The 24638-nt window shown below is 65.6% G+C and carries 24 protein-coding genes; 14 read left to right on the top strand and 10 right to left on the bottom strand.

All coding sequences use genetic code 11. The features are described 5' to 3' along the window. Position 1: 1 nt before the first annotated feature. Positions 2 to 1093 (bottom strand): ThiF family adenylyltransferase, encoded by a 1092-nt coding sequence (locus HMPREF3105_RS07425; protein ID WP_070709080.1) that lies wholly within the window; start codon positions 1091 to 1093, stop codon positions 2 to 4. A gap of 173 nt (positions 1094 to 1266) precedes the next feature. Between HMPREF3105_RS07425 and modA the strand changes: the two genes are divergently transcribed. The 4 genes from modA to HMPREF3105_RS07405 are packed head-to-tail and all read left to right on the top strand — an operon-like array spanning position 1267 to position 4132. Then, complete coding sequence (gene modA, locus HMPREF3105_RS07420; protein WP_024357651.1) at positions 1267 to 2055, top strand: molybdate ABC transporter substrate-binding protein; 789 nt, start codon at positions 1267 to 1269, stop codon at positions 2053 to 2055. Next, on the top strand, positions 2033 to 2839 hold the full coding sequence (locus tag HMPREF3105_RS07415) for an ABC transporter permease (RefSeq protein ID WP_020622152.1): 807 nt from the start codon (positions 2033 to 2035) through the stop codon (positions 2837 to 2839). The genes modA and HMPREF3105_RS07415 overlap by 23 nt, the downstream gene beginning before the upstream one ends. After that, on the top strand, positions 2836 to 3573 hold the full coding sequence (locus HMPREF3105_RS07410) for an ABC transporter ATP-binding protein (RefSeq protein WP_020622153.1): 738 nt from the start codon (positions 2836 to 2838) through the stop codon (positions 3571 to 3573). The genes HMPREF3105_RS07415 and HMPREF3105_RS07410 overlap by 4 nt, the downstream gene beginning before the upstream one ends. A gap of 37 nt (positions 3574 to 3610) precedes the next feature. Continuing rightward, on the top strand, positions 3611 to 4132 hold the full coding sequence (locus tag HMPREF3105_RS07405; RefSeq protein WP_020622154.1) for a hypothetical protein: 522 nt from the start codon (positions 3611 to 3613) through the stop codon (positions 4130 to 4132). Positions 4133 to 4175: 43 nt separating this feature from the next. Here the strand turns inward: HMPREF3105_RS07405 and HMPREF3105_RS07400 are convergent, their stop codons facing one another. Beyond that, positions 4176 to 4553: a winged helix-turn-helix transcriptional regulator gene (locus tag HMPREF3105_RS07400; protein WP_020622155.1), complete on the bottom strand. Its 378-nt coding sequence runs from the start codon at positions 4551 to 4553 to the stop codon at positions 4176 to 4178. 73 nt (positions 4554 to 4626) lie between these two features. Between HMPREF3105_RS07400 and HMPREF3105_RS07395 the strand changes: the two genes are divergently transcribed. Next, a complete protein-coding gene (locus tag HMPREF3105_RS07395; RefSeq protein WP_043276424.1) occupies positions 4627 to 5037 on the top strand; it encodes a RidA family protein in 411 nt (136 codons plus the stop codon). 80 nt (positions 5038 to 5117) lie between these two features. Here the strand turns inward: HMPREF3105_RS07395 and HMPREF3105_RS07390 are convergent, their stop codons facing one another. From HMPREF3105_RS07390 to HMPREF3105_RS07365, 6 genes are all read right to left on the bottom strand, one after another. Continuing rightward, positions 5118 to 5603, bottom strand: a complete 486-nt coding sequence (locus HMPREF3105_RS07390; RefSeq protein ID WP_020622157.1) for a Dps family protein — start codon at positions 5601 to 5603, stop codon at positions 5118 to 5120. 47 nt (positions 5604 to 5650) lie between these two features. Beyond that, the gene (locus tag HMPREF3105_RS07385) at positions 5651 to 6604 is read right to left on the bottom strand and encodes a TIGR03571 family LLM class oxidoreductase (RefSeq protein ID WP_020622158.1); all 954 of its coding nucleotides are present in this window, start codon (positions 6602 to 6604) and stop codon (positions 5651 to 5653) included. 12 nt (positions 6605 to 6616) lie between these two features. Continuing rightward, positions 6617 to 7258 (bottom strand): SDR family oxidoreductase, encoded by a 642-nt coding sequence (locus HMPREF3105_RS07380; RefSeq protein ID WP_020622159.1) that lies wholly within the window; start codon positions 7256 to 7258, stop codon positions 6617 to 6619. Between the two features lie 37 nt (positions 7259 to 7295). Next, positions 7296 to 8282, bottom strand: a complete 987-nt coding sequence (locus HMPREF3105_RS07375) for an acrylyl-CoA reductase (NADPH) (protein WP_205781724.1) — start codon at positions 8280 to 8282, stop codon at positions 7296 to 7298. Further along, complete coding sequence (locus tag HMPREF3105_RS07370; protein WP_083325314.1) at positions 8279 to 8926, bottom strand: acrylate utilization transcriptional regulator AcuR; 648 nt, start codon at positions 8924 to 8926, stop codon at positions 8279 to 8281. Before HMPREF3105_RS07370 ends, HMPREF3105_RS07375 begins: the two co-directional genes overlap by 4 nt. Before the next feature lie 375 nt (positions 8927 to 9301). Then, positions 9302 to 11932 carry an SIR2 family protein gene (locus HMPREF3105_RS07365; RefSeq protein ID WP_083325312.1) on the bottom strand — a complete coding sequence of 877 codons (2631 nt, stop codon included), beginning with the start codon at positions 11930 to 11932 and terminating at the stop codon, positions 9302 to 9304. A gap of 201 nt (positions 11933 to 12133) precedes the next feature. Here HMPREF3105_RS07365 and HMPREF3105_RS07360 point away from each other — a divergent pair, with 201 nt between their 5' ends. Beyond that, positions 12134 to 12850: a DUF4238 domain-containing protein gene (locus HMPREF3105_RS07360; RefSeq protein ID WP_141762459.1), complete on the top strand. Its 717-nt coding sequence runs from the start codon at positions 12134 to 12136 to the stop codon at positions 12848 to 12850. Between the two features lie 73 nt (positions 12851 to 12923). Beyond that, complete coding sequence (gene mobF, locus HMPREF3105_RS07355; protein ID WP_070709078.1) at positions 12924 to 16481, top strand: MobF family relaxase; 3558 nt, start codon at positions 12924 to 12926, stop codon at positions 16479 to 16481. Between the two features lie 8 nt (positions 16482 to 16489). On the opposite strand, the gene HMPREF3105_RS07350 is transcribed toward mobF, so the two are convergent. Together HMPREF3105_RS07350 and HMPREF3105_RS07345 are read right to left on the bottom strand one after the other, a co-directional pair. Continuing rightward, positions 16490 to 17737, bottom strand: coding sequence for an AlbA family DNA-binding domain-containing protein (locus HMPREF3105_RS07350; RefSeq protein ID WP_070709077.1), 1248 nt, complete (start codon positions 17735 to 17737; stop codon positions 16490 to 16492). A 57-nt stretch (positions 17738 to 17794) separates the two neighbouring features. Next, positions 17795 to 18790, bottom strand: coding sequence for a DNA-processing protein DprA (locus tag HMPREF3105_RS07345; RefSeq protein WP_020624280.1), 996 nt, complete (start codon positions 18788 to 18790; stop codon positions 17795 to 17797). A 203-nt stretch (positions 18791 to 18993) separates the two neighbouring features. Between HMPREF3105_RS07345 and HMPREF3105_RS07340 the strand changes: the two genes are divergently transcribed. The 7 genes from HMPREF3105_RS07340 to HMPREF3105_RS13375 all read left to right on the top strand — a co-directional run. Next, positions 18994 to 19368 (top strand): hypothetical protein, encoded by a 375-nt coding sequence (locus HMPREF3105_RS07340; RefSeq protein ID WP_020624281.1) that lies wholly within the window; start codon positions 18994 to 18996, stop codon positions 19366 to 19368. Positions 19369 to 19514: 146 nt separating this feature from the next. Further along, positions 19515 to 19772, top strand: coding sequence for a helix-turn-helix transcriptional regulator (locus tag HMPREF3105_RS07335; RefSeq protein ID WP_020624282.1), 258 nt, complete (start codon positions 19515 to 19517; stop codon positions 19770 to 19772). Further along, positions 19765 to 20946, top strand: a complete 1182-nt coding sequence (locus HMPREF3105_RS07330; RefSeq protein WP_070709082.1) for a tyrosine-type recombinase/integrase — start codon at positions 19765 to 19767, stop codon at positions 20944 to 20946. Before HMPREF3105_RS07335 ends, HMPREF3105_RS07330 begins: the two co-directional genes overlap by 8 nt. 93 nt (positions 20947 to 21039) lie before the next feature. After that, complete coding sequence (locus HMPREF3105_RS07325) at positions 21040 to 21837, top strand: hypothetical protein (RefSeq protein ID WP_070709076.1); 798 nt, start codon at positions 21040 to 21042, stop codon at positions 21835 to 21837. Then, positions 21830 to 22936, top strand: a complete 1107-nt coding sequence (locus HMPREF3105_RS07320; protein ID WP_070709075.1) for an XRE family transcriptional regulator — start codon at positions 21830 to 21832, stop codon at positions 22934 to 22936. The genes HMPREF3105_RS07325 and HMPREF3105_RS07320 overlap by 8 nt, the downstream gene beginning before the upstream one ends. Then, positions 22933 to 24375, top strand: coding sequence for a hypothetical protein (locus HMPREF3105_RS07315; protein ID WP_020624925.1), 1443 nt, complete (start codon positions 22933 to 22935; stop codon positions 24373 to 24375). Before HMPREF3105_RS07320 ends, HMPREF3105_RS07315 begins: the two co-directional genes overlap by 4 nt. A 9-nt stretch (positions 24376 to 24384) precedes the next feature. Next, positions 24385 to 24638: hypothetical protein (locus tag HMPREF3105_RS13375; protein ID WP_210401436.1), on the top strand; the 254-nt coding region annotated here is incomplete at its 3' end.

Below are 24638 nucleotides of genomic sequence, written 5' to 3'. Positions count from 1 at the left end.
GTCAGTACCTGCTCGCCGTGGGGTCGATGCGGACAGCCCAGGCATCGATGCCTCCGGTGAGGTGCCGCACATCGGAGAATCCGAGTTGGAGGAGCTGATCGAGCGCTTGGCGTGAGCGTGTGCCGCGGTGGCAGTACAGCACGATGGGGTGACCGGTGTCGAGTTCTGGTGCCCGGCGAGGGAGTTCGGTCAAGGGGATCAGCACGTTTCCCGGGATCGCTGCGATGTCGGCCTCCCACGGTTCGCGTACGTCGATCAGCAGCGGCGGGAAGGAAGCTGTGAGCAGGTCGCGCAGTTCCTCGGGCGAGACGGCGTTCTGATCGTCGGATGACAGCGGAGTGGTCTCGATGTTCTGCGCTGCGGCACGGGCGGACTCGTCGCGCCGGTAGGCGATCTCGCGGGTGCGGCCGGTGCGTGCGTCGTACGCGGCGACCCGGCCGATCAACGGCTCTCCGATGCCGGTGAGGAGCTTGAGTGCCTCGGTCGCCATGAACGCCCCGATGACGGCGCATACGCTCGGCAGCACGCCGATCATGTCGCAGGTGTCCGCACTGGAGTCCGGACCATGCGGGAACAAGTCGCGGTAGTCGGTGCCTCTGGCATCCCATGCCACGCCTGCTTGGCCGGCGTACCCCAGTGCTGACCCCCACACGAGCGGAATGCCGCGTTCGGCAGCAACACGGTCTGCCAGCATCACTGTTGCCGGGTTGTCGCTGGCATCGACGAGCACGTCCACACCGTGCAGCAGACCCTCGGCTGTCACGGCGTCGAAACGCCCCTCGACGGCGCGGAGCTCAGCATCAGGAGCGAGCGACGCGAGCCTTATGGTGGCTGAGACCGCTTTGCTGCGACCGATGTCGCCGGGCGTGTGCATCGTCTGCCGGTGCAGGTTCGATTCGGCGACAGTGTCGTCATCGACGATCGTGAGGCTGCCGACGCCTGCGGCAGCAAGGACCGGCAACAGGGTGCTGGCCAGCCCACCCGCGCCGATCACGAGCACATGCGCTCTCGAAAGACGCTCCTGAGCGGGAACGCCGAAGCCCGTGAGGACGCGCTGCCTCTGAAAGGTCGGAGAGAGCGGATTGACCGGCATGCCTTCAGGCTAGGGAGCCGGTCCCAGCGGGTGAGGTCGGAAGCGGCGAGACAGCAGAGAGCAGACAAAGCCCAGCAGTCGCAGGCCATTCTCACGACCTCGGCTACGGGAGGCTTGAGACAGGTCGGCAACTTCGTTCGCCTGACCGACCGTCTTTCAGAGGAGTTCCTGTCGTGCGTGCCCCCTCCCTCCTTGCGGCAGCCGCAGCGCTCCTTCTGCTCGCTGGATGCTCATCGCCCGGCACGGGAAGCGACGAATCGGATGTCGGGGCAAGCAAGGACGACATGACCTCCGGAACGGTGACAGTGTTGGCCGCAGCCTCCTTGACCGACGTGATCGACGTCCTCGCCGAGAGGTTCGAGGACGCGAACGCAGATGTCGACGTGGTCGCCAGCTATGGCGGATCGTCGGCGCTCGCCGAGCAGATCGTCTCCGGTGCCCCGGTGGACGTGTTCTTCTCAGCGAATGAGGCGACGATGCAGTCTGTTGTCGACGCAGGCCTGGCCGCCGATCCGGAAGTGCTCGTCACGAACACGCTGCAGATCGCGGTTCCCGCCGGGAACCCTGCAGGGATCACCGGTCTCGCCGACTTCGCACGGCCTGAGCTGACAATCGCATTGTGCGACACCGCGGTGCCGTGTGGAGCCGCAGCGCAGTCCCTGCTCGACCTTGCTGGTGTTCAGGCCCAACCGGACACACTTGAGGAGGACGTGCGTGCCGCACTGACGAAAGTCTCTCTGGGTGAGGCCGACGCCGCACTGGTCTACGTGACCGACGTCGTCGCAGCAGGGAGCGCGGTGGAAGGCATCGATGTGCCTGAGGCGCAGCAGGTGATCAACAACTATCCGGTCGCCCTTCTTGCCGAGGCACCGAACCCCGACGCAGGACAGGCGTTCATCGACTACCTCCGCTCCGATGAGGCACGTCAGGTCTTCGAGCATGCAGGCTTCGCGGCCCCGTGAACGCCGGCAGCCGGTCATCCTCGCCCTCGGGGTGATCGGTCTCGCGCTGCTCGTTCTCCCGCTGCTCGGACTCATCCTGCGTGCACCATGGGGCCAGCTGGGCGAACTCTTCGTTCGGCAAGAGGTACTGCAGGCGCTCGGGCTCTCGTTACTCACGGCGACGTTATCTACCGGCCTGAGTCTCATCCTCGGTATCCCGCTAGCCGTCCTGCTGAGCCATTCCGTTCACTGGAAGGTCCTGCCGCGCCGCCTCTTGCGGGCGGCGATCACTATCCCGCTGGTACTGCCTCCCGTTGTCGGCGGCATTGCGTTGCTTCTCCTGCTGGGACGGCGAGGCATCCTCGGGCAATGGCTCACGCAGGTCGGCATCACTATTCCTTTCACCACCGGTGCCGTTGTGCTCGCGCAAACCTTCGTCGCGATGCCCTTCCTCGTCTTCGCCGTCGAAGGCGCGCTGCGATCAGCGGACCGCCGCAGCGAACTAGCCGCCGCCTCCCTGGGCGCCAGCCCGTGGCAGATCTTCCGCCTCGTGACGGTTCCGCTGACCGCGCCTGGAATCGCCGCGGGCGCCGTGCTGTGCTTCGCCCGCGCGCTCGGCGAGTTCGGCGCGACTATCACGTTCGCCGGCTCCTTCCCCGGCGTGACGCGCACACTCCCGATCGCGTCGTACCTCGCGATGAACTCGGACCCCGACACCGCGATCGCCCTCGCACTCGTCCTGCTCGCGGTATCACTGGGTGTGCTCCTCGCACTCCGCGACCGATGGCTGCCAGGCACCGCATGACCTTCGAGCTCACCGTCTCCGCACGTATCCCACGCCCCGCCTTCGACGTAGTCGTGGAGCTGAAAGCGGATCCCGGAAGTGTGCTCGCCGTCGTCGGACCGAACGGTGCCGGAAAGTCCAGCGCCATCGCGGCGATCGCAGGCTTCACCGAGTCCCACGGCACGATTCGACTGGGGGACAAGGATCTGGCCGGTCTTCCTGCTGACCAGCGAAGGATCGGCGTCATGTTCCAAGACCTGCTCCTCTTCCCTCACCTCACGGTGCGCGAGAACGTCGCCTTCTCAGCCAAAGTCCGCGGTGGGCGTTGGTCCGCCGCCCGGCGCAGCGCAGACCCCTGGCTGTCTCGCTTCGGAATGGCGGACCTGGCAGAGAGATACCCCAGTGCACTCTCCGGCGGGCAAGCTCAGCGTGTAGCGCTAGCCCGTGCCCTCGCATCCGAGCCGAAGGCACTGCTCCTCGACGAGCCGCTCGCGGCGCTGGACGTGGAGTTCCGGGATGAAGTGCGTGCCGACCTCGGTCTGCGTCTCCGCCAGTTCGCCGGTCCGACGATCCTCGTCACACATGACCGTGAAGACGTCGAGGTGCTCGCTGACGAGGTGATCGTCCTTGAGGCAGGGCGCATCACGCAGCGAGGAAGCCTCGCCGATCTGGCACGAAATCCTGCGACCGCATGGATTGCCCGCTTCACAGGTGCCCAGGGAAGAAGGGACGCAGACGATGTCAGGTACGGATGATGACTTCCTCTTGGGGCTCGCCGGAGTATCGGGAACGATGCTCGGCACGTTCATCGTGGGCGTGTTCTTCTACATCGACTCGGAGATGCACCGCCGACTCGCAGCGTCGGAGGCTGCGGACCGGTATCTCCGTTCGTCGGTCCGCTGGGTCTTCACCGCCTACTCCATTCCGCTCCTTGTTCCGCTCGTGCTCGCGTCGCTTGATCCGCTCTGGGGCGCGCTGAGCTTCATCGTCCTCGGCATCCTCCTGGTAGCGATGACAGTGGAAACAGGACGTCGTATCCTCGCGAGGGGCGGGTCCGGCTCCTCACGCGCTCTATTCGTGAACGAATGGCTCTCGAGCGCCGGCATCGTCATCGCCATGGTCCTGCCATGGACATTGGGAGGCTGGGTGCCCGATCCGACTGAGTTCGTTCCCTCGCTGCTCATCCTTCTCGCGTGCGGCTTCGCGAGCACAGCGGCGCTGGTCATGACGCAGTTCGACGCGACGATGGGCATGGTGGACGCCGTCATGGGAGACAGAGAAGGCGCAAAGCCTGAACATCCGACAGAGAGCTGAGCCGCGCTCTTGCTTGGTCGCGAGGGGAAAGATGTCCCGACGTCTACTGTTCGTCTTCGTCGAAGGCGATGCGTGCGCGTTCAATGTTCGGCAGTTGCTCATCTGCCCAGGCGACGAGCGCGTCAATCGGCCCGCGCAACGTTTTGCCCAAGGCGGTGATCCCGTACTCGACGGCCACCGGCCGCGTGCTGATGACTCGGCGTTGCACGACTCCGTTTCGCTCCAGCCGACGCAACGTCGCCGTGAGGGACTTCTGCGTCACTCCCGGAATCGCACGCCGTAACTCGTTGAACCGACAGGGTCGCTCGCACAGTTCGTTGAGCACGCTGAGTGACCACTTGTCGAGCACCTGGTCGAGCAGCTCGCGATGCGGCGTCGCGATACGCAGCTCGCTTTCGCATACGGCGTCGGTATCGGCCATGAAACCAGGTCTCCTTGAAGTGTCCTTCAACTACCAAGTATCAATAGTAAACCACCAACGAAGAGGACCTTCTATGCCAGTCACACGCTTCAGTCCTGCCGGTCTCCAGCCAGGAACGCCGTATGATCACGTCGCCATTGGCACCGGCACGCGTCACGTGCATATCAGCGGCCAGGTCGCCCGTAGTGCGGAAGGAAAGCCCATCGCGATCAACGATCTCGCGGGTCAGGTCGCGGAGGTTCTCCGCAACACAGCTCGTGCGCTCGCAGGCGCGGGTGCATCCTTCGACGATGCGCTTCGGTTGACCTTCTACGTCACCGAATGGGAGCCCGAGAAGATCGCACCTTTCATGGACGGGATCGCTCGGGTCGCTGAGGAGCTGAAGCTGCCTCAGCCCCTGCCGCCCGCGTCCCTGATCGGGGTCGACTACCTCTTCGAGCCGGACGTTCTCGTTGAGCTCGAAGTCACCGCGATCCTCGATTAGCCCGTGTTGTCCGACTGCACCACGTAGTGCGCGCGGCGCCTCTCACCGGACCGGTGAGAGGCGCCGCTTTGGCAGGTCGGTCAGGCTGCGATGTGAGACACGAGGAACCAGCGGTCCTTGTCGAGACCTCGCTGGATCTCGATCGCGACGTCCTGACTGGTCAGGTCGATGCCGTCGAGGCCATCGACCGCTGCGCGGACGTCGGCGAGGAGCCTGTCGATGTCTGCGATCACCGCGTGCACGAGGTCGTCTGAGTTCGCGAAGCCGGCCGGGACGCTTGTCCCGGAGCTCTTCTCGGCGACCGCGCTGACGCGGGCGTCGAGCGGGAGGCCGAGGGCGACGATGCGTTCCGCTGCCGCGTCGGCGAACTCGCCGGCGTTGCCTGCGATGGTGTCCAGCAACTCGTGGACGCCGACGAAGTTCGAGCCACGCACGTGCCAGTGCGCCTGCTTGGCGTTGATGGTCAGCCCCTGAAGGCCGAGTACGACGGGGGTAAGGAACTGCGCGGTCGCGACAACCGCTGTCGGGTCGCTCGCAGTCGTGGCGATGGTGTCTGTGCTGCTCATATCAATCGTTCTCCCTGCTCGTTTGTTTCTTGTTTCGGTGGATTCGGTCACGATCGGATGTCTGCGCCGGCTGGCTCTGATGCGGTTCGGGCTCGGAGGGCGGGGATGACGTCTTGTCCGATCTCCTCCATGACGTCTTCAACGTCTCGTCGTCCCGGCCGCAGCACGAGGTTGACGTGCACGACCCCTGCCGCTGCCAGTCCGGTGAGGTAATCGGTGAGACCGGTGGTGCCGACCCGTGCACCGAGGCGGATCGGCTCGAAGGGAGCGTCCGGGTTCTCCGCGAGGTCGAGGTAGAGGTTCGTCATGAACGGCTTGAGCGATATCGCCCGCCACTGCGCAGCGACGGCGCGCATCTGCGGACCTGCACGGTGGTACGTCATGTGCGCGTCGAGGTGCTCTGCCGCCCACGCAGGAGACTGCTGCGCGCCACCGATCCCGATCAGTGGAATCGTCCCGTCCGCAGGGGCGGGCAGGAACGAGTCCTGATCGATCCGGCCCAGCGCCGCCTGCGACCAGATCTCACGCAGCACGCGCACACCGTCGCGATAGGTCTCTCCCCGACGATCGAAATCGACTCCGAAGAACGGGTACTCACCCGGCCTGTCGCCCGAGGCGAGGCCGAGCAGCAGCCGCCCACCGGAGAGGACATCCACGGTTGCAGCTTCCTTCGCGAGCGCGACTGGATGCCGCAAGGGGAGCACGATCCCCGCTGTTCCGAGCAGGATGTGCTCGGTCGATGCGGCGAGGTAGCCGAGGTAGGGGATGGGGTCGAAGACCTGTCCGGCGTCGCCGAAGTCACGCGGTCGCCACATCGGCACGTCCCGCAGCCAGAGCGCCCGGAACCCGAGCCGGTCGGCGAGCTGCGCACGCTCCTGATGCCGGGTCAGGTCAGGGAAGAGTCCCTGACCGGAGACGTCTCGTCGGGCGAGATCGTTGTCCAGGGGCAGCTCGATCCCGAGGGACAAGCCGTTCTCGGTGAGCGTGTCCAAAGCGGTCATGGCATGCTCCGTTCAGTACCAGGATGGCTTGTCGCCGTCGGTGCCGGGCTTGTTCACGCCGAGCGAGGCGCCGATGCTGTCGGCCGGGTTCTTGACGAGTTCGGCGACGAGCGCGCCGACGCTCTTGCGGGACACCTCGGTGCCCTGGAAGGGCTCGCCCTTCTGGGTCAGCTCGTAGTCGACCTCGTCGGCGTCCGACAGCCACGCGGGACGGATGATCGTGTAGTCGAGGTTGGACTCCTCGATCAATTTCGCGGCGGCGCTGTACGTCTGCAGGTATCCGCCGTCGAGCATCCGGTGGTTCCACTTGCCGTACTCACCGGGCACCTCGTCGTAGATGCCGAGGGTGGAGATCCAGATCAACCGTCGTGTTCCCGCGGCGGTCAGCGCTGCGACGACGGCGCGGGCCTGAGCTTCGATGTCGCCTCCGCCGAGGTTCGCGTAGACGATGTCCTGTCCCGTGGCGGTGCGTGTGAGGAGTTCGTTGTCGAGCACGTCGCCCTCGACGATCTGGACGCGGTCGCTGGGAGCATCCGGCAGGCTCTGGGGGCGACGCAGGTAGAGGGTCAGCTCGTTGGCAGGCTCCTCGAGAAGCGCGGCGATGGCGTGTCTTGCGATACGTCCGCCCGCTCCGAGCACGGTGATCTTCGTCATGGTCTTCCTCTTTCGTTTGTGTGGTCTTGGGGGATGGTCAGCGGTTCACGTCGACGACGATCCGGCCGCGGATGCGGCCGTCCAGAAGGTCATCGGCAACGGAGAGGGCCTCGCTCAGGCCGACCTCGCGGCTCATCGCGGGCAGCAAGTCCAGGTCGAGCTCGTCGGCCAGGCGGTTCCACGCTGCGACGCGCTTGTCGCGGGGCTGGGTGACGCTGTTGATGCCGAGCAAGCTCACCCCGCGCAGGATGAACGGTGCGACAGTGGCGGGCAGATCCATGCCCTGTGCGTTCCCGCATGCGGCGACGGCGCCGCCCGCCTTCGTCCCGGCACAGGCATTCGCAAGGGTATGGCTACCGACGGAGTCGATCGCAGCCGCCCAGCGTTCCTTGCCGAGCGGCCGGCCCGGCCCCGACAGCTCTGTCCGGTCGACGATCGTCGTGGCGCCAAGGCGGCGCAGGTAATCGGCTTCAACGGGACGGCCGGTCGACGCAACGACCGAGTAGCCGCCGCGTGCCAGCAGCGCGATCGCGAACCCGCCGACCCCACCGTTCGCGCCCGTGACAAGGACGTCACCCGAATCAGTGGTGAGGCCGTGCGACTCGAGGGCCATGAGGGAGAGCATGGCCGTGTATCCGGCCGTGCCGATCGACATGGCCTGCCGCTCCGAGATCGCATCAGGAACCGGCACGAGCCAGTCCGCACTCACGCGAGCCCGCTGGCTGAGACCGCCCCAGTGCGTCTCGCCGATGCCCCAGCCGTTCACCAGCACCCGGTCGCCAGGCGCATAAGAGGGGCTGTCGCTGTGTTCCACGACACCGGCGAGGTCGATCCCGGGCACCATCGGGAAGCGACGCACGACCGGAGCCTTTCCCGTGATCGCGAGGGCATCTTTGTAGTTCAGGCCGCTGTACGACACGCGCACCGTGACGTCACCGTCAGGTAGCTCACTCTCATCGAGTTCGCGCAGCGCTGCCTGGTATCCGGCATCGGTCTTGTCGATGGAGATTGCGCTGAACATCATGCTCTCCCGGGATGGATGCGGACGGATGCGAGGTAACCGGCGAAGAACACTTCCATCGGCCGGACGTCGCGGGTCAGGCGGGCGCGAAGGATCGCGCCTTCCCAACCCACCCAGAAGAACGACGCCAGTTCGTCGCAGTCGGAGCCGGGCGGGATCTCGTCTGCGTCTGCGGCCAGTTGCAGGCACGCCGCGACGCGACGTTCCCAGTCGCGCAGCACGTCTTCGAGCGCTTCCCGGTAGCCGTCGGGGAGGGTGGAGACCTCTTGGCCGAGATTGCCGACTAGGCACCCTCGTTCGAAGTCATGCCGTACCATGCCGGCCTTGGCATCGTCCACGAACCGCGTCAGGCGTTCCAGCGGCGACGGCCCCTCTTCGAGCAGCCATCGGTCGAGCTTGCGAGCGAAGTAGTCCGCATACCGTTGCAGCACCTCGAATCCGAACGCGTCCTTGCTGTCGAAGTAGTGGTAGAAGGAGCCCTTCGGCACGCCGACACGCTTCAGGACCGCGTCGATGCCGGTGGCGCTCATGCCCTGCGTTGTGAGGACTTCCATGCCGCAGCGCAACAGCGCCTCGCGCGTGTCTCCGTGCTCGCGAGGGATCTTCGGGGGGCGCCCTCGGCGAGGTCGAGTTGCGATGTCGGTCATGACAGCGAATTTAGACCGACCGTCTCTAAATAAGTACAAGTGCGCGCAGAGCATGCAGAGATCGGCCATCTGGTGCAGTAATCGGCCAGTGCGCTTGCCACTAGCTCAATGTCAGACGGGAGAGTCGTCATCGAATCCATGGCGCAGGCGATGGATGCTGCGCACCCGCTGTGTGCCCGCGGAGACTCCCTGCGGACTGTTTCGCCCTAACCTCGCGTTGGACTCGCTGGAGTTCCTCTCCGACGTCACCTCAGAGCCACCACGCCTCTTGCAGATCGAGGTTGAACGCTCGGAAATCGCGGATTTAGATCTCCGACAGCGGGACGGGCGACTCGACCGCCTGGCTCTCCCTACAGAGAACGCGTCCGAAAGCGTTCACTGGATCGGGAACTCCTGAAGCTCCATGATGACGCCACGGATCGCCATGACAAACTCGACCTGAGAGACGCGATCTTCGTTGGGCAGGTCTTCCGCCACCTGTTCAAGCCACGAGTCGATCCATGCTTCGGCCTTCGCATCCCCGGGCGCCATCTTTGCGAGATAGGCAAGGGCTCTCCACACGCGGCCTTCGTCCCCGATTCGAGAGGCGAGGAGGGCCGATTCGAAGAGCATGTTGGCTGCTGCCTGCTCCTCGCCGGTGAGATAGCACGCGACGCCGTAGTTGCAGAGGTGTATGACCGCCGGGATGCCGCCTATACCGAGGATCTGATCCGTCACGAGCTCCCAGAGACGAAATGCCTCGTCGTGGTCGCCGACTGCGAAGAGCATCCATGCTGCATCGTCGAGCATCACTGCAGCCGTCGGCGCAACGGTCTGCGCAACATCACCGGCCATGTTGAGCAGGTCGAAGAACCGCGCATAGTCTTGCACGCGTTCCTCGCCGCTGACGGCCCAGCCGACGAACTGATAAGCCATCCCTGGAGCGATCGCCTCCAGAGTGCGCATATGGGTTCTGAGGTCGTCGTCGTCGGAATGCATCGCCAGGGACGGGTCACCCATTAGCTGGCGATCGATCTGAGACGCGAGCTGATCAAGCGCTTGGCTCTGGCCAACGTACAGGGTCGGCTGGCCGAGCCAGTCGACGGGAGGCGGTGGCCAATGAGCCAGGACGCGGCGGACCTGCCCAATTGCTAGCGCATCGAGTTGGCCGACGATCGTCCCTGTCGATGCGTGCAGGATCTCCTTGAGCGTCGTCAGGAAGTAGCCGGTGCCGCGCGTGCCCGACCAGGACGTGGCGGCTCCCAGAAGCCACTTGAGCGCCGCTGACGTGTACAGATTTCGTCGCAACGGGTATTCACTGGCAGCTGAGAAGTTCAGGGACTCGAGATCGGACGACCAGTTCAGCGCCTCAAAAGAGTTGGTGGTGCGCGCCAACTGCTCGGCCACGCCGATGGCGTCGAGAAGATATCCGGCCGGAAAGTAGTCAGGCTGCGTCCACCGAGTTCGGTCGATCACGACTCGGTTCCCTCGTTCGTAACAAATCGCGGACCTGATGAGGTCCTCTACAGTCCTGCCTTGTTTTTCGGCTACGAGGAACCGCCTCAATGCGTCTCGATCGACCGAACGGCGTATGTGCTCGAGGATGCCGCCGGCGGAGGAAGGAAGCACGAGAGCCCGCGCGGAGTATGTGAGCGGCTCGAATCCTGGAATCGAGTCGGCGTGAACGTCGGAGACAACCCAGATAGCCGCATCATCTGGAAGAGCGGTTGCCAGCACCGCCAGCGCTTGTGCCGAGCTCTGGTGCTGGAAGGCTTGGGCGAGGTTGATGACGATTCGCGCTCGCAGGCCGGCAAGAGCCGCGAGCGAATGTTGCGCGCGGCTCGCTTCGACCACCTCGCCGGTCGTTCGAGCGACCCACCCAGTGAGCGCGCGAATCAGCGACTCGTCGTTCGGCAACGTGTCTGCCTGATCCAGCGCCAGAGTCACTACGGATTCCGACTGTTCAGCGGCGAGCGCCGCCAGTGCGCGGAACGCCCGCTCCGCGTGGTCGTCGGCTCTGACCTCGACGAGCCGGAGTTGGGTGTCCCGAATCGAGGCTTTCAATCGACCGACATCGGCCTGCGCGGCGCTGCCCGCAAGTGCCCGCGCATCGACCTCTGCTGCGCCGTGGATGAGGCCCGTCACCACCTGAAAGGCCGGGAGAAGCACCGTCTCAATGAGCGGAGGTTGCCCAGCCGCCAGTTCGTACAACTGCGAGAGGATCGCTGCGGCGCCTTCATGGCGGAAGAGGACGAAGGCGTCCGGGCCTCCGCACTCCTGCTGAAGTGCCTCCACGATGCCGACGTTCGACTCGGATTCGTGCTTGAACACGCCCCAATAGACCCGGGCGAGCGTGCCAGAGTCGAGAAGGTCCCGAACAAGCTCGCGAATCGGTGCATCCAGACCCGAGTGGCCGAGCACCAGCAGTGAGGAGCCTGGCCGGAACCGCAGTTGCGACCAGTCCCGCAGCCAGGCGTGGTGCCGGGCCATCTCTTGGTCGCTGTGGGCGGTTACGTCGAAATGGAGATCGCCGTGCAGCTTGATGATCTGGATGCTCTTCGACGACTCTGCGATCGCGCTCGGCGAACCGAGCATGCTCACGATGATCGGGCGGTCGGCGAGCGAGACACAGGCCTGCTCGAGCAGATGATCGAAGTTCGTAGTGAGCAACGGCCCGACCGTGAAGTCACGGCAGAGTAGAGCGATCGTTTGGTTCGCGGCACCAGCAGATTTGCGGCTGCACATGCTGCGAAGGAAGGCCCCCCGCTCGTGATCGGTGGGAAACGCCGACGCCATCGCGTCCTGATACGCTAATCCGCGATCTGTGACTAGCCCATGGCGCTCAAGTAGCGCGACGACGCCGCCTGCTGAAGGCACGCCCGACTCAATCGACACGCCTGCCCCTGTCAGGATCCCGAGTGGCCGTCCGTCGCGCAGACGGCCAGCCACCTGGACGAGCACGTCATGGCACATCCACCATTCAGCATCTGCCATTGCGGTTTCCCCAATCTCGGCGCGGTCTGGCACACCAATCCTGGCTCGGACACCTGCGATGCACCAGGTTCGATGGTGGCAGCTTCGCCCCTGCCGAGCCCTATCAGGAAAGTCGTGTCTTCGTCCTGAGCTGAATTGCACCTTGCCAGAGAAGCGCCTGAGCGAGAGACCATGTCACTGGAACGAATTTCGAGACGTTGACGAGGAGGCGCAATGGCTGTGAGGCGCGCACACATGGTGTCTAAGGGCTACCTGCAGGCATGGGCCAACGACGAGAAGCGGGTATCAGTCATCGACTGTCAGAACGATCGAGGTTTTACTACTTCGGTCGATAGCGCGACGGTCGTCAGCTATGTGTACGATCCGCAGGTCTTGACTGTGGATCTGGAGGCGCGCTTCGCAAAGACGGAGGCGGCTGGTATCAAGGCGCTGAATGTGCTTCGAGCGCAGGAAACGCTCACTTTGGAGATGCAAATCGCTGTCATCGAGTTTCTGGACATGCATCTCGAGCGAGGGCGCTACGCAGATCAGGCCGCCGTTACGACGCCGGCCGTCATCCTGAAGGTAGGCGGCGAAACTGAGAAGACGAATCTGAAGCTCGGAGACCGGCTGCTCCTTTCGAGGAACATGGAGGGGTTCTTTCGTCTTCGGGATCTGTCACTTGAGCTCTGGCCATGGCGGATCTATACGAGCGACCTGCTCGTAACAGGGGATGGTGCGGTTCTGCTCTTCAGAGAGACCAGAGACAGCGAGATCTGCACAGTGACCTTCCCGATCTCGCCGACGCAGCTACTCGTCATCGGTCGTGAAATCGACGTGAATCTCCAGATAAACGAGTTCATAATGCGAAACTGTCGGCGATGGGTCGTCGGTGCCATTGGTGTTCTCACACAGGATCCAAACCGCATAAAGGCTGCGCGCACCGGCGCCCCGTTAGCCGACGGGACCTGACGACTGATACACGCGCCCTTCCTGCTCCGGCGCATGCGACGCCGTAGCGTCACGCGAGTCCCACCTTTCTCACATGACGGTCTCGATGCGCGTGATGTCGGCGGGCGACGGTTACAAGTACCTGCTGCGCACCGTCGCGGCCGGCGACGGCGACAGGTCGCTGTCCACCCCGTTGACGCGTTACTACAACGCCGAGGGCACCCCGCCGGGTCGCTGGCTCGGTGCCGGGGTCGCCATGCTCGGCAGCGGGCGGATCAGCGCAGGCGATCAGGTCTCCGAAGCCCAACTCCAGCTCCTCGTTGGTATGGGCCGTGACCCGATCACCGGGGAACCGCTTGGCCGTGCGTATCCCGAGTACCGAACCGTGGCCGAGCGGATTGAGGCGCGCAGCGGGGCGCTTGATCCGTCCCTCGGGCTGGCGTCACGCGCGGAGGCGCTCGCGGCGATCGAAGCGGGGGAGGCCGAGCGTGGGACGCGCCGGGCCGTCGCGGGGTTCGACTTCACGTTCTCGATCCCGAAGTCCGCGAGCGTGCTGTGGGCGGTTGCGGATGCCGGGACGCAGACGTTGATCGCGGACGCGCACCATGCGGCGGTTGCGGAGGTCGTTGCGTTCATGGAGCGGGAGGTTGCAGCCACGCGCGCGGGCGCAAGCGGCCGCGACGGCGCGGTTGCACAGGTCGACGTCGCAGGTCTGATCGCCACCGCGTTCGACCACTACGACAGCCGGGCGGGCGATCCCCATTTGCACACGCACGTCGTCATCAGTAACAAGGTGCAGACCGTCCTTGACGGGAAATGGCGGAGCTTGGATGGGCGGCCGATGCACGCGGCTGTCGTCGCGCTCTCCGAACTGCACGAGGCGGTCTTCGCGGACCACCTCACCCGAATGCTCGGCGTCTCGTGGGAGGCGCGGGATAGAGGCCGCGACCGGAACCCCGCCTGGGTGGTCACCGGGGTGCCGGAGGCACTGGTCAAGGAGTTCTCCACTCGTGCCCGGCACATCGACGCAGAGACCGATCGCCTTATCGAGCGTTACGTCGAGACGCATGGGCGCCGGCCGTCGCCGGCGACAATCATGAAGCTCCGCGCCCAGGCCACGCTCACCACTCGACCGGAGAAGGAGGTGCAGTCGCTGGCCGCCCTCACGGCTTCTTGGCGGGAACGGGCCGGGAGGGTGCTCGCGTCGGATGCGACCTCGTGGGCGCGCGGCGTGACGGCGAACGAGGAGCCGTTGCTGCTGCGCGCCGACGACGTGCCTTTGGACATGATCGACTCGCTCGGGGCAGACGTCGTGGCTACGGTCGGGGAGAAGCGCTCCACTTGGCATCGCTGGAACCTCACCGCCGAGGCCGCTCGGCAGACAATGGCCTACCGGTTCGCGTCGACCGAGGATCGCGAAGCCGTCGTCGGAATGGTCGTTGACGCTGCCGAGGCGGCCTCGCTGCGCCTGACCCCGCCGGAGCTCGCATCCAGCCCGGCGGAGTTCCGCCGCTCGGACGGCACGAGCGTGTTCCGTCCGAAGCACTCCGCTCTGTTCTCCTCCGAGGCGCTGCTGGCCGCCGAAGACCGCCTCCTCGAGCGCGCCCGCACCACCACCGCGCCGACGGTGCCGCTGACCACCGTCGAACGAATCACGAAACGCCCCGACAGCAAGGGCCGGATGCTCGGTGACGACCAGGCAGCCGCGCTGACGAAGATCGCGCTCTCAGGCCGGATGGTCGATGTACTGGTCGGCCCGGCCGGTGCGGGGAAGACGACAGCGATGTCGGCATTGCGACGGGCATGGGAGCGCGAGCACGGGCGCGGCAGCGTGGTCGGGCTTGCGCCGTCCGCCGTCGCCGCGCAGGTCCTGGCCGATGACCTCAGCATCCAGACCGAGAACACGGCCAAGTGGCTCGACACCCACGACCGCACCGGCGAGACGTTCCGCAAGAGACAGCTCGTCATCGTCGACGAGGCGTCCCTGGCGGGCACGCTCTCCCTCGACCGCATCACCACCCTGGCGGCGGAGGCCGGGGCGAAAGTACTGCTGGTCGGGGATCACGCCCAGCTCCAGTCCGTCACCGCCGGAGGCGCGTTCTCCTTCCTCGTCCGCGACCGCGACGACGCCCCGGAGCTGGTCGACGTGCACCGGTTCGTCAACGTGTGGGAGAAGACCGCCTCGCTCGCGCTGCGGTACGGCCGTACCGACGTCATCGACACCTACGCCGAGCACGGCCGCGTGATCGGCGGGGAGTCAGAGGAGATGATCGACGCCGCCTACACCGCCTGGCGTACGGACACCCTCGACGGGCGAGCCAGCGTCCTCGTGACCGACTCCAACGAGTCCGTCCAAGCGCTCAACAACAGGGCGCGGGCCGATCTGATCCTCGACGGCACCGTCAACGCCCGCCGCGAGGTCGAGCTGCACGACGGCACCCGTGCCGCGGCCGGGGATACCGTCATCACCCGCCGCAACGACCGCCGCCTTCGCGCCGGGCGGTCCTGGGTCCGCAACGGCGACAGATGGACCGTCACCGAGGTCCGCGACGACGGCGCCCTCACCCTCCATCGCGCCGGGCGCACGTGGGGCGCATCGGTCGTGGTCCCGGCCGAGTACGCGGCCGAACATCTCGACCTCGGCTACGCCGTCACTTCCTACCGGGCGCAGGGCATCACGGTCGACTCCTCGCACGTCCTGGCGGATGCGTCGATGACCAGAGAGACGTTCTACGTCGCCATGACCCGTGGCCGCGAAGAGAACATCGCCTACGTCGCCGTCGATAAGCCCGACCCCGCTCACGACGGCCCGCACCCCGGCGACAACGAGGATGCGTCCGCCCGGTCGGTGTTGTTCGGGGTGCTGCAGCACGTCGGCGCCGAGCTGTCGGCGCACGAGACGATCACCGCCGAGCAGGACACCTGGGGCTCCATTGCGCAGCTCGCTGCCGAGTACGAGACCCTGGCCGCTGCCGCACAACACGACCGCTGGGCCGCACTCATACGCTCGTCGGGGCTCAGCGACGACGACGCAGAAGACGCGATCGCTTCACCCGCATTCGGCGCATTGACCGCCGAGCTCCGCCGGGCAGAGGCGAACCAGCACGACGTCGAGACCTTACTGCCGCGCCTCGTGGGAGCACGCGGGTTCGGGGACGCCGATGACATCGCGGCCGTCCTGCATTACCGCGTCGCTAAGGCGACCGGCCGGCCGGCGGGGTCCGGTCGCGCGCGGAAGGCGCCACGCTTGATCGCAGGCCTCATCCCCGAAGCCACCGGCACCATGCCATCGGAGATGTGGCAGGCACTGGCAGAGCGGCGCGACCTCATCGAGACCCGGACCAATGTGCTCCTCGACACTGCGCTCACCGAGAAGCACGAGTGGATCATGAAACTCGGCGTCCAGCCGAAGCAGGCGCGAACGGCCCGCGCATGGCGGAACGCCGCTCGCACCATCGCTGCCTACCGTGACCGCTACGGCGTCACTGGGCTTGCACCCCTCGGAGCACGCGCCGAGACCGAGACGCAGAAGCTCGACGCCGCCCGCGCCCGCGCCGCGCTCGACCGGGCACAGAACCTCGCCCAGCCCGAACAGCCAGAGCAGGAACGCGCTCGGCGCACCGGGCCGCAGCGCGTCAGGCCGTCGTTGTAGTGGCCCAGCTACTCGGTTCGATCTGGTGGTTGGATCATTCGTACGTTCGAGACGCCGCCCTGGTTCACGCAGTCCTGAGCGAGGTCGTGAACGCCCCAGTAGAAGTCAAGATCGGCAGCCGAAGCGTTCACGGTGCTCTCGACGGGTATGTAGCGGTGCAACGGCGTGGAGACACCGCCGTAGGAGTGACCGAAGTTGTCCACAGTCAGGATCACGAGGGGCTCTGAACCGGTCCACTCGATCCCGACGCGCACGTCGTACTCGTCGTTGCCCGTCGCGTCAGCGGTCGCTCGGATGAGAGCCATCAGATCTGCGACGCCGCACTCGACCGCGTCCGACTGGACCTGCGATCCCTCGAAGTACCCGTCGCTACTCATGCGGTGGCCGCCGATTGCGGCTGCGAGCGTAACTGATCCGTCGTGGTGGAGACTCGCCCATGCTTCCTTCCACAGTGATCGGTCGCCTGTTGCGGTGTTGACGGCGACCCAGCGGCGCAACCCCGGTCGTGGATTGTGACGGTCGACGTTTTCCAGCGGGTGCACACCGCCACGTCCGGCGTAGAGCAAGGCGAAGCCTTCCGCTTTGGTCAGCACGTCGCGCGCGCCATCGCGCGTCAGGCGGTTGTGGAGTCGAGGGACACGCGGGTGGGCGACAGCGATCAACCAGGCGCGTTCGCTCGTCGCCCGCCCGCCCGCGGTCTCGGCATACAGGTTGTCGAGCGCTTCGCTGGCATGGCGGCGTTCATCGAAGCGAGCTCGGTACATCGCCTCAATCTGGCGTTCCTTCATCCACACGGTGTCGGAGTCGTTGCGCACCGGAGCGCCGAAGTAGTCGTTACGGTAGATCAGGTGCGGCCCGTCGAGGCTTGCAGGCACTTCCACAACGACAGCGCGAGCCCCCTCAACTCCGAGACGGTGCACGTTGAGTCCGAAGACAGGCGGGGAGATCGCGGTGATCGCCGCGGAGCGCAGGGATCGCTCGTACGCTTCATCAAACTCGCCGACGTCGACCCGCCCTGTCGCGGCCTTCTGCGACTCGCGTACTCCGAACACGATGACACCGCCGCCGCTGTTCGCCATCGCTGCAACGTCCTTGGGGAAGTCCGTTTGCGATAGGCCCTTCGCCGGCGGCAGCTCTGACTTCCAGTCCAGATCGTTCGTCTCCACGACTCCGCTGCTCACCGCCGCATCCAGCAGCTCGTCCGTCAGCGGTCCAGGAGCGACTCCGAGGGCGCGATGCAGAGCGGTGAAAGTCATGACCCCCAGCGTAGGGATCACCCGCGACAACTGGCGGTGACGCCGACCGAAGGCCGCCTACAGCGCGCACCCCTCCCGGCGCGCGGACGGGGTGATGGCCGACTCACGTGCGAGTGCCTTCCCGCTCACGCCTGCGGGCGGGTCGAGGAGCGCCGTGACGTCTGTGGCATCGGTGATGAGTGACGCGATGCCTTCGTGCAGGAGCCGGTGCGTCCCAGCACTGGAAACGCTGGTCACCGGGCCGGGCACGGCGCCGACTGGACGGCCGAGCTGCGCGGCGCGAGCGGCGAGGTTGAGGGAGCCGGAGCGGTAGCCGGCCTCCACGACGACGGTCGCACCGGAGAGGTCACCGAGGATGCGATTGCGGGCGAGGAACCGCCACATGGTCGGCGCGGAACCGGGTGCCATCTCGCTAGCGAGGAGCCCGAGGTCTCCGACTCGTTCCAGCAGCTCGCGGTTGCCGGATGGGTAGAGGCGATCCAGACCGCCGACCATGACGGCGAGAGTCTGCCCGCCAGGAGCGAGCGCGGCTCGGTGTGCGGCTGCGTCGATGCCGTAAGCGCCGCCGGCCACGATGATCCGCCCTGCATGGGTCAGGTCGGAGGCGAGTTCACCTGTGATGTGCTCGCCGTAGCTCGTGGCGGCGCGGGCACCGGTGATCGTCACTCGATCGCTCAGCGTGGCGCTGAGGAACGAGACCGTGCCGCGCACCCACAGCACGGTCGGGGCGCGCTCGCCCAGGTCGTTCAGTGCGGTCGGCCAGTCACGGTCGCCGGGGATGAGGATGTGCAGTCCGAGGCGGTCGGTCTCCGACAGTGCTTGCGTGACCGTGCGGGCGTCGAGGCGTGGGGAGACTTTGTTACGCCACAGCCCGGCGTCGACCGAATCGACCTTCTTCGGGAACGCGCCGGTGCCGGCCGCCAGGCGCATGGTCTCGACCGCGCCAACCGCCGCGATGAGCCGGCCGGTCACCGCGTCGTCGGGCTCCAAGGTCGCCGCCAGGGCGACCCGTGCGGAGCGTTCGTCCTTGGCGAGAGAAGTGATCGTGACCATGCCGGCTCCTGTCCGTGTGTGCCAGGCAGGTGCGCGAGCGCCGTCCGAACGAGCAGGCGCACCTCTTACGGATGTCGCCGGGGAGTCGTACCCTGGGAGCGAGGCAGATTCCTCCTTGATCTGGCGTCTCTCTGTGGACAGGCCCTCCGGCCACTCTCTACGCACTGTCTCGTCACCTGACCGTGCCACGAGAGGACAACGCCATGATCCGGCTGCTCTGGGCGCTCAGCGCCCAAGCCCGCTACTACCTGCGGCGCTACATGCCCACCAACATCGCGCTCGACGCGATCCGCACTCGCCGCGGCCTGAAATGGGGCATCCCCGCGATGCTCGTCGCCGTGCCGTACTTCCTCGCCGCGAACTACTGCCTCACACTGATCGAGCATGGCGGTCCCGGGTGGTTGAACCTCCTCGTGCTCGTGTTCTGCTGGAATGCGCTCAAGTTCCTCATCATGGGTCCGATCAGCCTCGTCCTCCTCATCCGCGCTCGACTAGAGGAGTCGGCAACCCGACGCCGCGACCGTCGTGCGCTTCGGCCGATTGAGCCTGCTGAGCCGACAACGGCGCACGTGCGATAGGAACTGCGCGGCGACCTCGCCCGTACCGTTCGAATAGCGACGCGGTTACGGCCTGCGGTGATTCGCGTGCCCGGCGGCGGGCAATTCGACCGAGGGAGTAGAGGCGGGGGAACGGACCCGCTCGTTCGTCCTTCGAGACTGGAGGGATGAATCACCACCCGTCCAGCCCGCACGGCCTGGAACCGCTCCTGAACATCGACGAACTCGCCGACTACCTCGGCGTGCCCGTCTCCACCATCTACGACTGGCGCACCAACGGCAAAGGCCCCCGCGCCTACCGCTTCGGCAAGCGCATCATGTTCGGTATCACCGACATCCGTGCGTGGATGGACACCATGCGTGAGCCCGCCGCCTCTACCGGCGCGGCTACCTTTCCTGGAGCGGGGGAGGGTGCGCGTGGGTAGGCCCCGCACGCCGATCGGCACCTTCGGAGTCATCGCCACCCGTGTCCAGCCGAACGGCAACCATGTCGCCCGCGCCCGGTACCGGGACTGGGACGGCAGCAACCGGCTCGTGCAGGCCACCGGTGCTTCACGCGCTGCCGCGGAGCGCAAGCTCAAGCAGAAGCTCGCCGAACGCTCCCTCTACCAGCCCGGATTCAACGGGATGAGCGCCGACAGCCCCTTCCCGGAACTCGTCGCCTACTGGCTGGAAGACATGGAGATAGAAGACCGCCTCTCACGAACCACCAGGCAGCTCTACGAGCGGGACATGCGTGCCCTTGTTCTCCCGGCGTTCAAGGACCTGACCCTTCGCGAGATCGGGGTCGCCCGCTGCGACTACTTCCTTAAGCAACTCGCCAGACGCAGCTACAGCCGTGCCAAGCACGCCCGCGTCGTCCTCCGCCTCGCACTCGCGCTCGCGGTCCGTCACGAGATCCTTCCTCGCAACCCGATGGATCACGTCTCCCGGCTGCACCGGAAGAAGACCATCCCGGACGCGTTCACGATCGGCGAGGTGCAGGACATCCGTGCAGCGATCAAGGCGTGGGAGTCACGGCGGATACTGGCGGGACCGAGGCCGGATCGGCAGCTCGGGCAGATCGTCGAGGTCATGCTCGGCACCTCCGCCCGTATCGGCGAAGTCCTCGCCATCCGCCTCCAGGATCTCGACCTGGGCGGACCGATCCCGACGGCGCGGATCGCCGGGACGATCATCAGCCGCAAGGGTGAGCCGACGCACCGGCAGGGCCATCCGAAGACGGATCGCTCGGTTCGCCGCGTCGCCCTGCCGGCGTTCGCGCTGCATGCCATCCGCTCGCGCCTACTGCGTAGCGGCGACACCGAACCTCACGCGCTCCTGTTCAGCACGAGGGTCGGGACGCCGCACACGACGAACAACATCCGCAGGCTCCTGCGCGACGTGATGGACGCTGCCGGGATCGAGAACGTCACTCCACACCGCTTTCGCCGCACCGTCGCCACGGTCGTCAACGACGCGCAAGGCGCGCTCCTCGCTTCGGAACTCCTCGGGCACACCGACCCGCGGATCACGATGCAGCACTACATTCACCGAGATGAGACTGTGAACCCCGCCACCGCCGAGTACCTCGAGCGAGCTTTCGGAAGAGCGGGGTGAGGACCCGTGCGCACGAAGCAAATTAGAAGACACAAGACACGCTGGGAGTGAAAACTAGTGCGCAACTTACTGACCTGGGTGTAGGCTGACCTTGTGACTGCTGAAGACGACGCCATCGCGAGCCTCCGGACCTCCGGCCTCCTCGACGTGCTCGCGTGGGCCGCGCCAGCAGCCTTCGCCGCCACCGATCAGATTTATGACGAGGACGCCGGACATGACCAGGGAGTCATCGGCTACCTGAACTTCAAGCACCTCAAGGATCTGATGGACCGCGCGACCTCGAACGGGCGGTTCGCTCTGGGTGAAGATGTGGATGGAACTGGTTCAGATGTTCTCGAGCGCGGTCTCGCGCCCGAGGCGTTCCGGTCTATGCCGTCACTTTCTCCCGAGGCGATTGCGCGGAGCAACTACCGGCAGTCACCAGGCTGGGCGGCCGACGGGCACCGTGTGCTGCTGCAGTCCTATATCTTCGGCCGCATCGACGACATCAAGTGGGTGGAGCGCAGCGATGCCAAGCGCCGAGTCGCCTCCCAGCAGTTCATCGGCGGGAACACGCTGTTCGACGACGCCGACTTCGGCCTGGAGTCGATTCCCGGTATCCCTGATGATGACGAGTTCGTCGGTGTGACGCTCGTGGCGGCACATGCCTTCAACCCGATCACTAAGCAGTTCGAGGTCTACGTCGGCCAAAGCAAGAACCCCGTTCATCCCGAGGACTCCTGCTGGCACTGGCGTCAGTTGCTGCTTTCAGGCGGGACTCCGATGGCCGGCACGGGTGTGCGTGTGCCGCCCGCCCTGCCTGGGGATTCGGCATCGACCAATGTGGACGATGTTGTTGTGCGAATGAAGAAGCCGCTCGCGGGCGAGGGGGCGGGCGCGGCGAATGGATAGCCTGCGCCGACCGTCCCAGACGCTCGCCGCCGCGGCCACATTTTTCAACGGCGAGCGTCTAGCAATGGCGCGACAACTCGCAGGGCTAAAGAAGGCGCATCTCGCTGCCCTGATCGAAATGTCGCCGGCTTCAGTGACAGCGTGGGAGAGTGGCGCGAAGCAACCCAACCGGGCCACTGTGGCGAAGCTGGCGCTTGCCCTGAAAGTCGAGCCGCAGTTCTTCGGCGGAGGCGCCCCACCACGAGTGAACAAGCCGCACTTCCGGTCGCTCCGCTCCACCCCGCAGATCGCTCAGGATGAAGCCGAAGCGTATGGGCAGTTCGTCGCCGAGGTGACCGGCATGCTGGAAAACGCCGTCGAGTTTCCGGAAGCGCTGCTGCCCGATCTGCCTGTCGACCCTGAAGAGGGCACAACAACTCCGGAAGAGGCAGCCAGGGATGCCCGTGGGTTCTTCGGCGTCGGCCCAGGACCGATCCAGCATGTGATCCGCCTCGCCGAGCGTGCGGGCGTAGTCGTCGTCTTCAGTGAGCCGGGGATTGCGGCTATCGACGCCTACTCCCTGCACACGGCCACGCGGCCGATTGTCGTTCTGAATCCCGCCAAGGACGACTACTACCGGCAGCGGTTCGACGTCGCCCACGAGCTCGGGCATCTGATCATGCATCACGACGCCGAACCCGGCGGGAAGATCGCTGAAGAGCAGGCTCATCGATTCGCATCCGAGTTCCTTATGCCTGCGGAGGAGATCGCCCCGTTCCTGCCGAGTTCTACGGCTGGCCGTGCATGGGCACAGCTCGCGGAGCTCAAGGAGCATTGGGGAGTCAGCCTGGCAGCGCTGCTGTACAGGGCTCGTGCACTCGGCATCATGGGCGACGTCTCATACCGGAACGCCATGATCCGCATGTCACAGAACGGCTGGCGCCGCGCCGAGCCCGGCCGGGTCGCATCACTTGAGATGCCCTCGATACTGCCGCGCGCCCGTGAGGTCATGAGCTCCGCAGGGATCGACGACGACAGATTCCTCTCGGGATCGGGTCTCCCTGCCCATCTCTACGAGATAGCCGCATCTCGCGTTCCGCTGACCGGGGATCGATCGTGAGATTCTCGGAAGCCTTCGGGATCGAGCGCTCCGAGGCAGACGACTGGTTTGATCCACACCTCACCATCGACACCAAGCTCTTCATTGACCCGTTGCTTCTTCTCGAAGCGGGCGGCGAATGGGCACAAGCGCACAACGAGCTGATCGCCCACTTCGTCCACTGTTACGGCCTCGTCGCCAGGGCAACGAGCACCACCTCGGTGTCAGCACAGGCGGCGCGGCGACTGCTCACTTTCCCGGAGCCCTTCGAGCTCGGCCTCGGATATACGGCGGAAGGAACCCGTGGTTCCGGCGCCGGCGATCGCTTCGCGGCGCGGATGGCGGACGGTATTGCCGTTGCGATCGCCGCAGGCCTCGGGCAGCCCGAGCACATCGAGGAAATCGGCATCCTGAACGAGGGAATCGGGGCGGATCGGATCTCCGATGCGACCGCCAATGTCATCAAGAGCCGCCTGATCGCATACACGCAGGCCATCGCAACGAACCACAACGTCCCGCTCGACCAGCACAAGGTCCGGCATGCTCGTGTCAGCTTGGACAGCGCCAGATGGCATGACGAGGACGTTGCCCTTCCCACCAACCCTGTCACTGGGCGCCCGGTGATCCTCGTCCCGGCGTTCCTCCTCAACGGCCTGCCGACGTTGAACGCGGATGACTGGTTCGACTCACACTTCAATGACGACATCCGCTTGTCGCTCAACCTCCAGGTCGGCCAGGCAGTGACTAAGGCGAGCATCGTCGCTTTCGCTCGCCAGCACCCCGATCGAGTCCGGGACTGGGCGCGAGCCCAGACCAGCCGGGAAGACCTCATCGGCTACGACTTCGGCGCTGACCCGCTCGGGGTCGTTCAGTGGGACCGGGAACCGGCACGATACGCCGCTGAGAATCCGCTCCCGCCGCGCACGATCACAACTCACGATGATCTCGTCGACCTCGCCGCGGAAGTCGTGGAACAGTTCCGGCATTTCATCGAAGACCAGCGAGGCTGGAGCCTGCTGTGGAACGATGACGGCTCGGAGAAACCCGAAGAGGCAGCACAGCTGGTGTTCCTGGGCATAGCTCAGCAGTACCTCCGGCAGTTCGATGTCGAGCTCGACCGCGAAGTCGAGCTCGGACGCGGTCCGGTCGATTTCAAAGCATCCTCAGGCACATCTGCCCGTCTGCTGATCGAAGTCAAGAAGCTCCACAACGGCAGGTTCTGGAACGGGCTGCGGTACCAGCTCCCGAGCTATCTGCAATCCGACAACGCCACCAAAGGCTGGTTCATCGCGCTGCAATACCGGAGCAACAAGGCCGCCGTGGACCGCCTCTGCGCACTTCCGGCCGAGGTGTCCGAAGTCTCGACTGCGACGGGCAAGGAGATCCGCTTCACCGCGGTCGATGCTCGCCGACCGCTCTCCGCATCCAAGATCAACGGCGATCCGCAACTCGACAGATAGGTCGTAATTATGAGTTCACCAGCCTTCTTGACTCCGCTTTTGACACTTGAAGAAAGCGATGGCAAGTCGAAGGTTGAGTATGTCGTCGGTGGCGAGCAATTGGTAGATGATGCGCGTGACCTTGCCGCCGCGATCATCGCTGACGATGCGATGGTCGTTGCATGCGGGAAATCACCGGTACTCGACCGGTGGCGCACGCGTCGTGACGGGGGCGCACCCTCGACGGGAGCGCAACTAGATGTTGTGGGTCATGAGGTTCTTGC

It is taken from the genome of Micrococcus sp. HMSC31B01 (genome assembly GCF_001816085.1).
GTDB lineage: Bacteria > Actinomycetota > Actinomycetes > Actinomycetales > Micrococcaceae > Micrococcus > Micrococcus luteus.
Note: the sequence above shows the minus strand (reverse complement) of the source record. Positions and strands in the feature narration are given on the sequence as shown.

Excerpts from the sequence above, each read along its gene's own strand:
- HMPREF3105_RS07400 (WP_020622155.1), bottom strand. The coding sequence starts at position 4,553 with ATGGCCGATACCGACGCCGTATGCGAAAGCGAGCTGCGTATCGCGACG.
- mobF (WP_070709078.1), top strand. The coding sequence starts at position 12,924 with ATGACGGTCTCGATGCGCGTGATGTCGGCGGGCGACGGTTACAAGTAC.
- HMPREF3105_RS07375 (WP_205781724.1), bottom strand. The coding sequence starts at position 8,282 with ATGATGTTCAGCGCAATCTCCATCGACAAGACCGATGCCGGATACCAG.
- HMPREF3105_RS07360 (WP_141762459.1), top strand. The coding sequence starts at position 12,134 with ATGGTGTCTAAGGGCTACCTGCAGGCATGGGCCAACGACGAGAAGCGG.
- HMPREF3105_RS07385 (WP_020622158.1), bottom strand. The coding sequence starts at position 6,604 with ATGACCGCTTTGGACACGCTCACCGAGAACGGCTTGTCCCTCGGGATC.
- HMPREF3105_RS07340 (WP_020624281.1), top strand. The coding sequence starts at position 18,994 with ATGATCCGGCTGCTCTGGGCGCTCAGCGCCCAAGCCCGCTACTACCTG.
- HMPREF3105_RS07320 (WP_070709075.1), top strand. The coding sequence starts at position 21,830 with ATGGATAGCCTGCGCCGACCGTCCCAGACGCTCGCCGCCGCGGCCACA.
- HMPREF3105_RS07405 (WP_020622154.1), top strand. The coding sequence starts at position 3,611 with ATGCTCGGCACGTTCATCGTGGGCGTGTTCTTCTACATCGACTCGGAG.
- HMPREF3105_RS07410 (WP_020622153.1), top strand. The coding sequence starts at position 2,836 with ATGACCTTCGAGCTCACCGTCTCCGCACGTATCCCACGCCCCGCCTTC.
- HMPREF3105_RS07370 (WP_083325314.1), bottom strand. The coding sequence starts at position 8,926 with ATGACCGACATCGCAACTCGACCTCGCCGAGGGCGCCCCCCGAAGATC.
- HMPREF3105_RS07335 (WP_020624282.1), top strand. The coding sequence starts at position 19,515 with ATGAATCACCACCCGTCCAGCCCGCACGGCCTGGAACCGCTCCTGAAC.
- HMPREF3105_RS07380 (WP_020622159.1), bottom strand. The coding sequence starts at position 7,258 with ATGACGAAGATCACCGTGCTCGGAGCGGGCGGACGTATCGCAAGACAC.
- HMPREF3105_RS07345 (WP_020624280.1), bottom strand. The coding sequence starts at position 18,790 with ATGGTCACGATCACTTCTCTCGCCAAGGACGAACGCTCCGCACGGGTC.
- HMPREF3105_RS07425 (WP_070709080.1), bottom strand. The coding sequence starts at position 1,093 with ATGCCGGTCAATCCGCTCTCTCCGACCTTTCAGAGGCAGCGCGTCCTC.
- HMPREF3105_RS07415 (WP_020622152.1), top strand. The coding sequence starts at position 2,033 with ATGCAGGCTTCGCGGCCCCGTGAACGCCGGCAGCCGGTCATCCTCGCC.
- HMPREF3105_RS07395 (WP_043276424.1), top strand. The coding sequence starts at position 4,627 with ATGCCAGTCACACGCTTCAGTCCTGCCGGTCTCCAGCCAGGAACGCCG.
- HMPREF3105_RS07390 (WP_020622157.1), bottom strand. The coding sequence starts at position 5,603 with ATGAGCAGCACAGACACCATCGCCACGACTGCGAGCGACCCGACAGCG.
- HMPREF3105_RS07350 (WP_070709077.1), bottom strand. The coding sequence starts at position 17,737 with ATGACTTTCACCGCTCTGCATCGCGCCCTCGGAGTCGCTCCTGGACCG.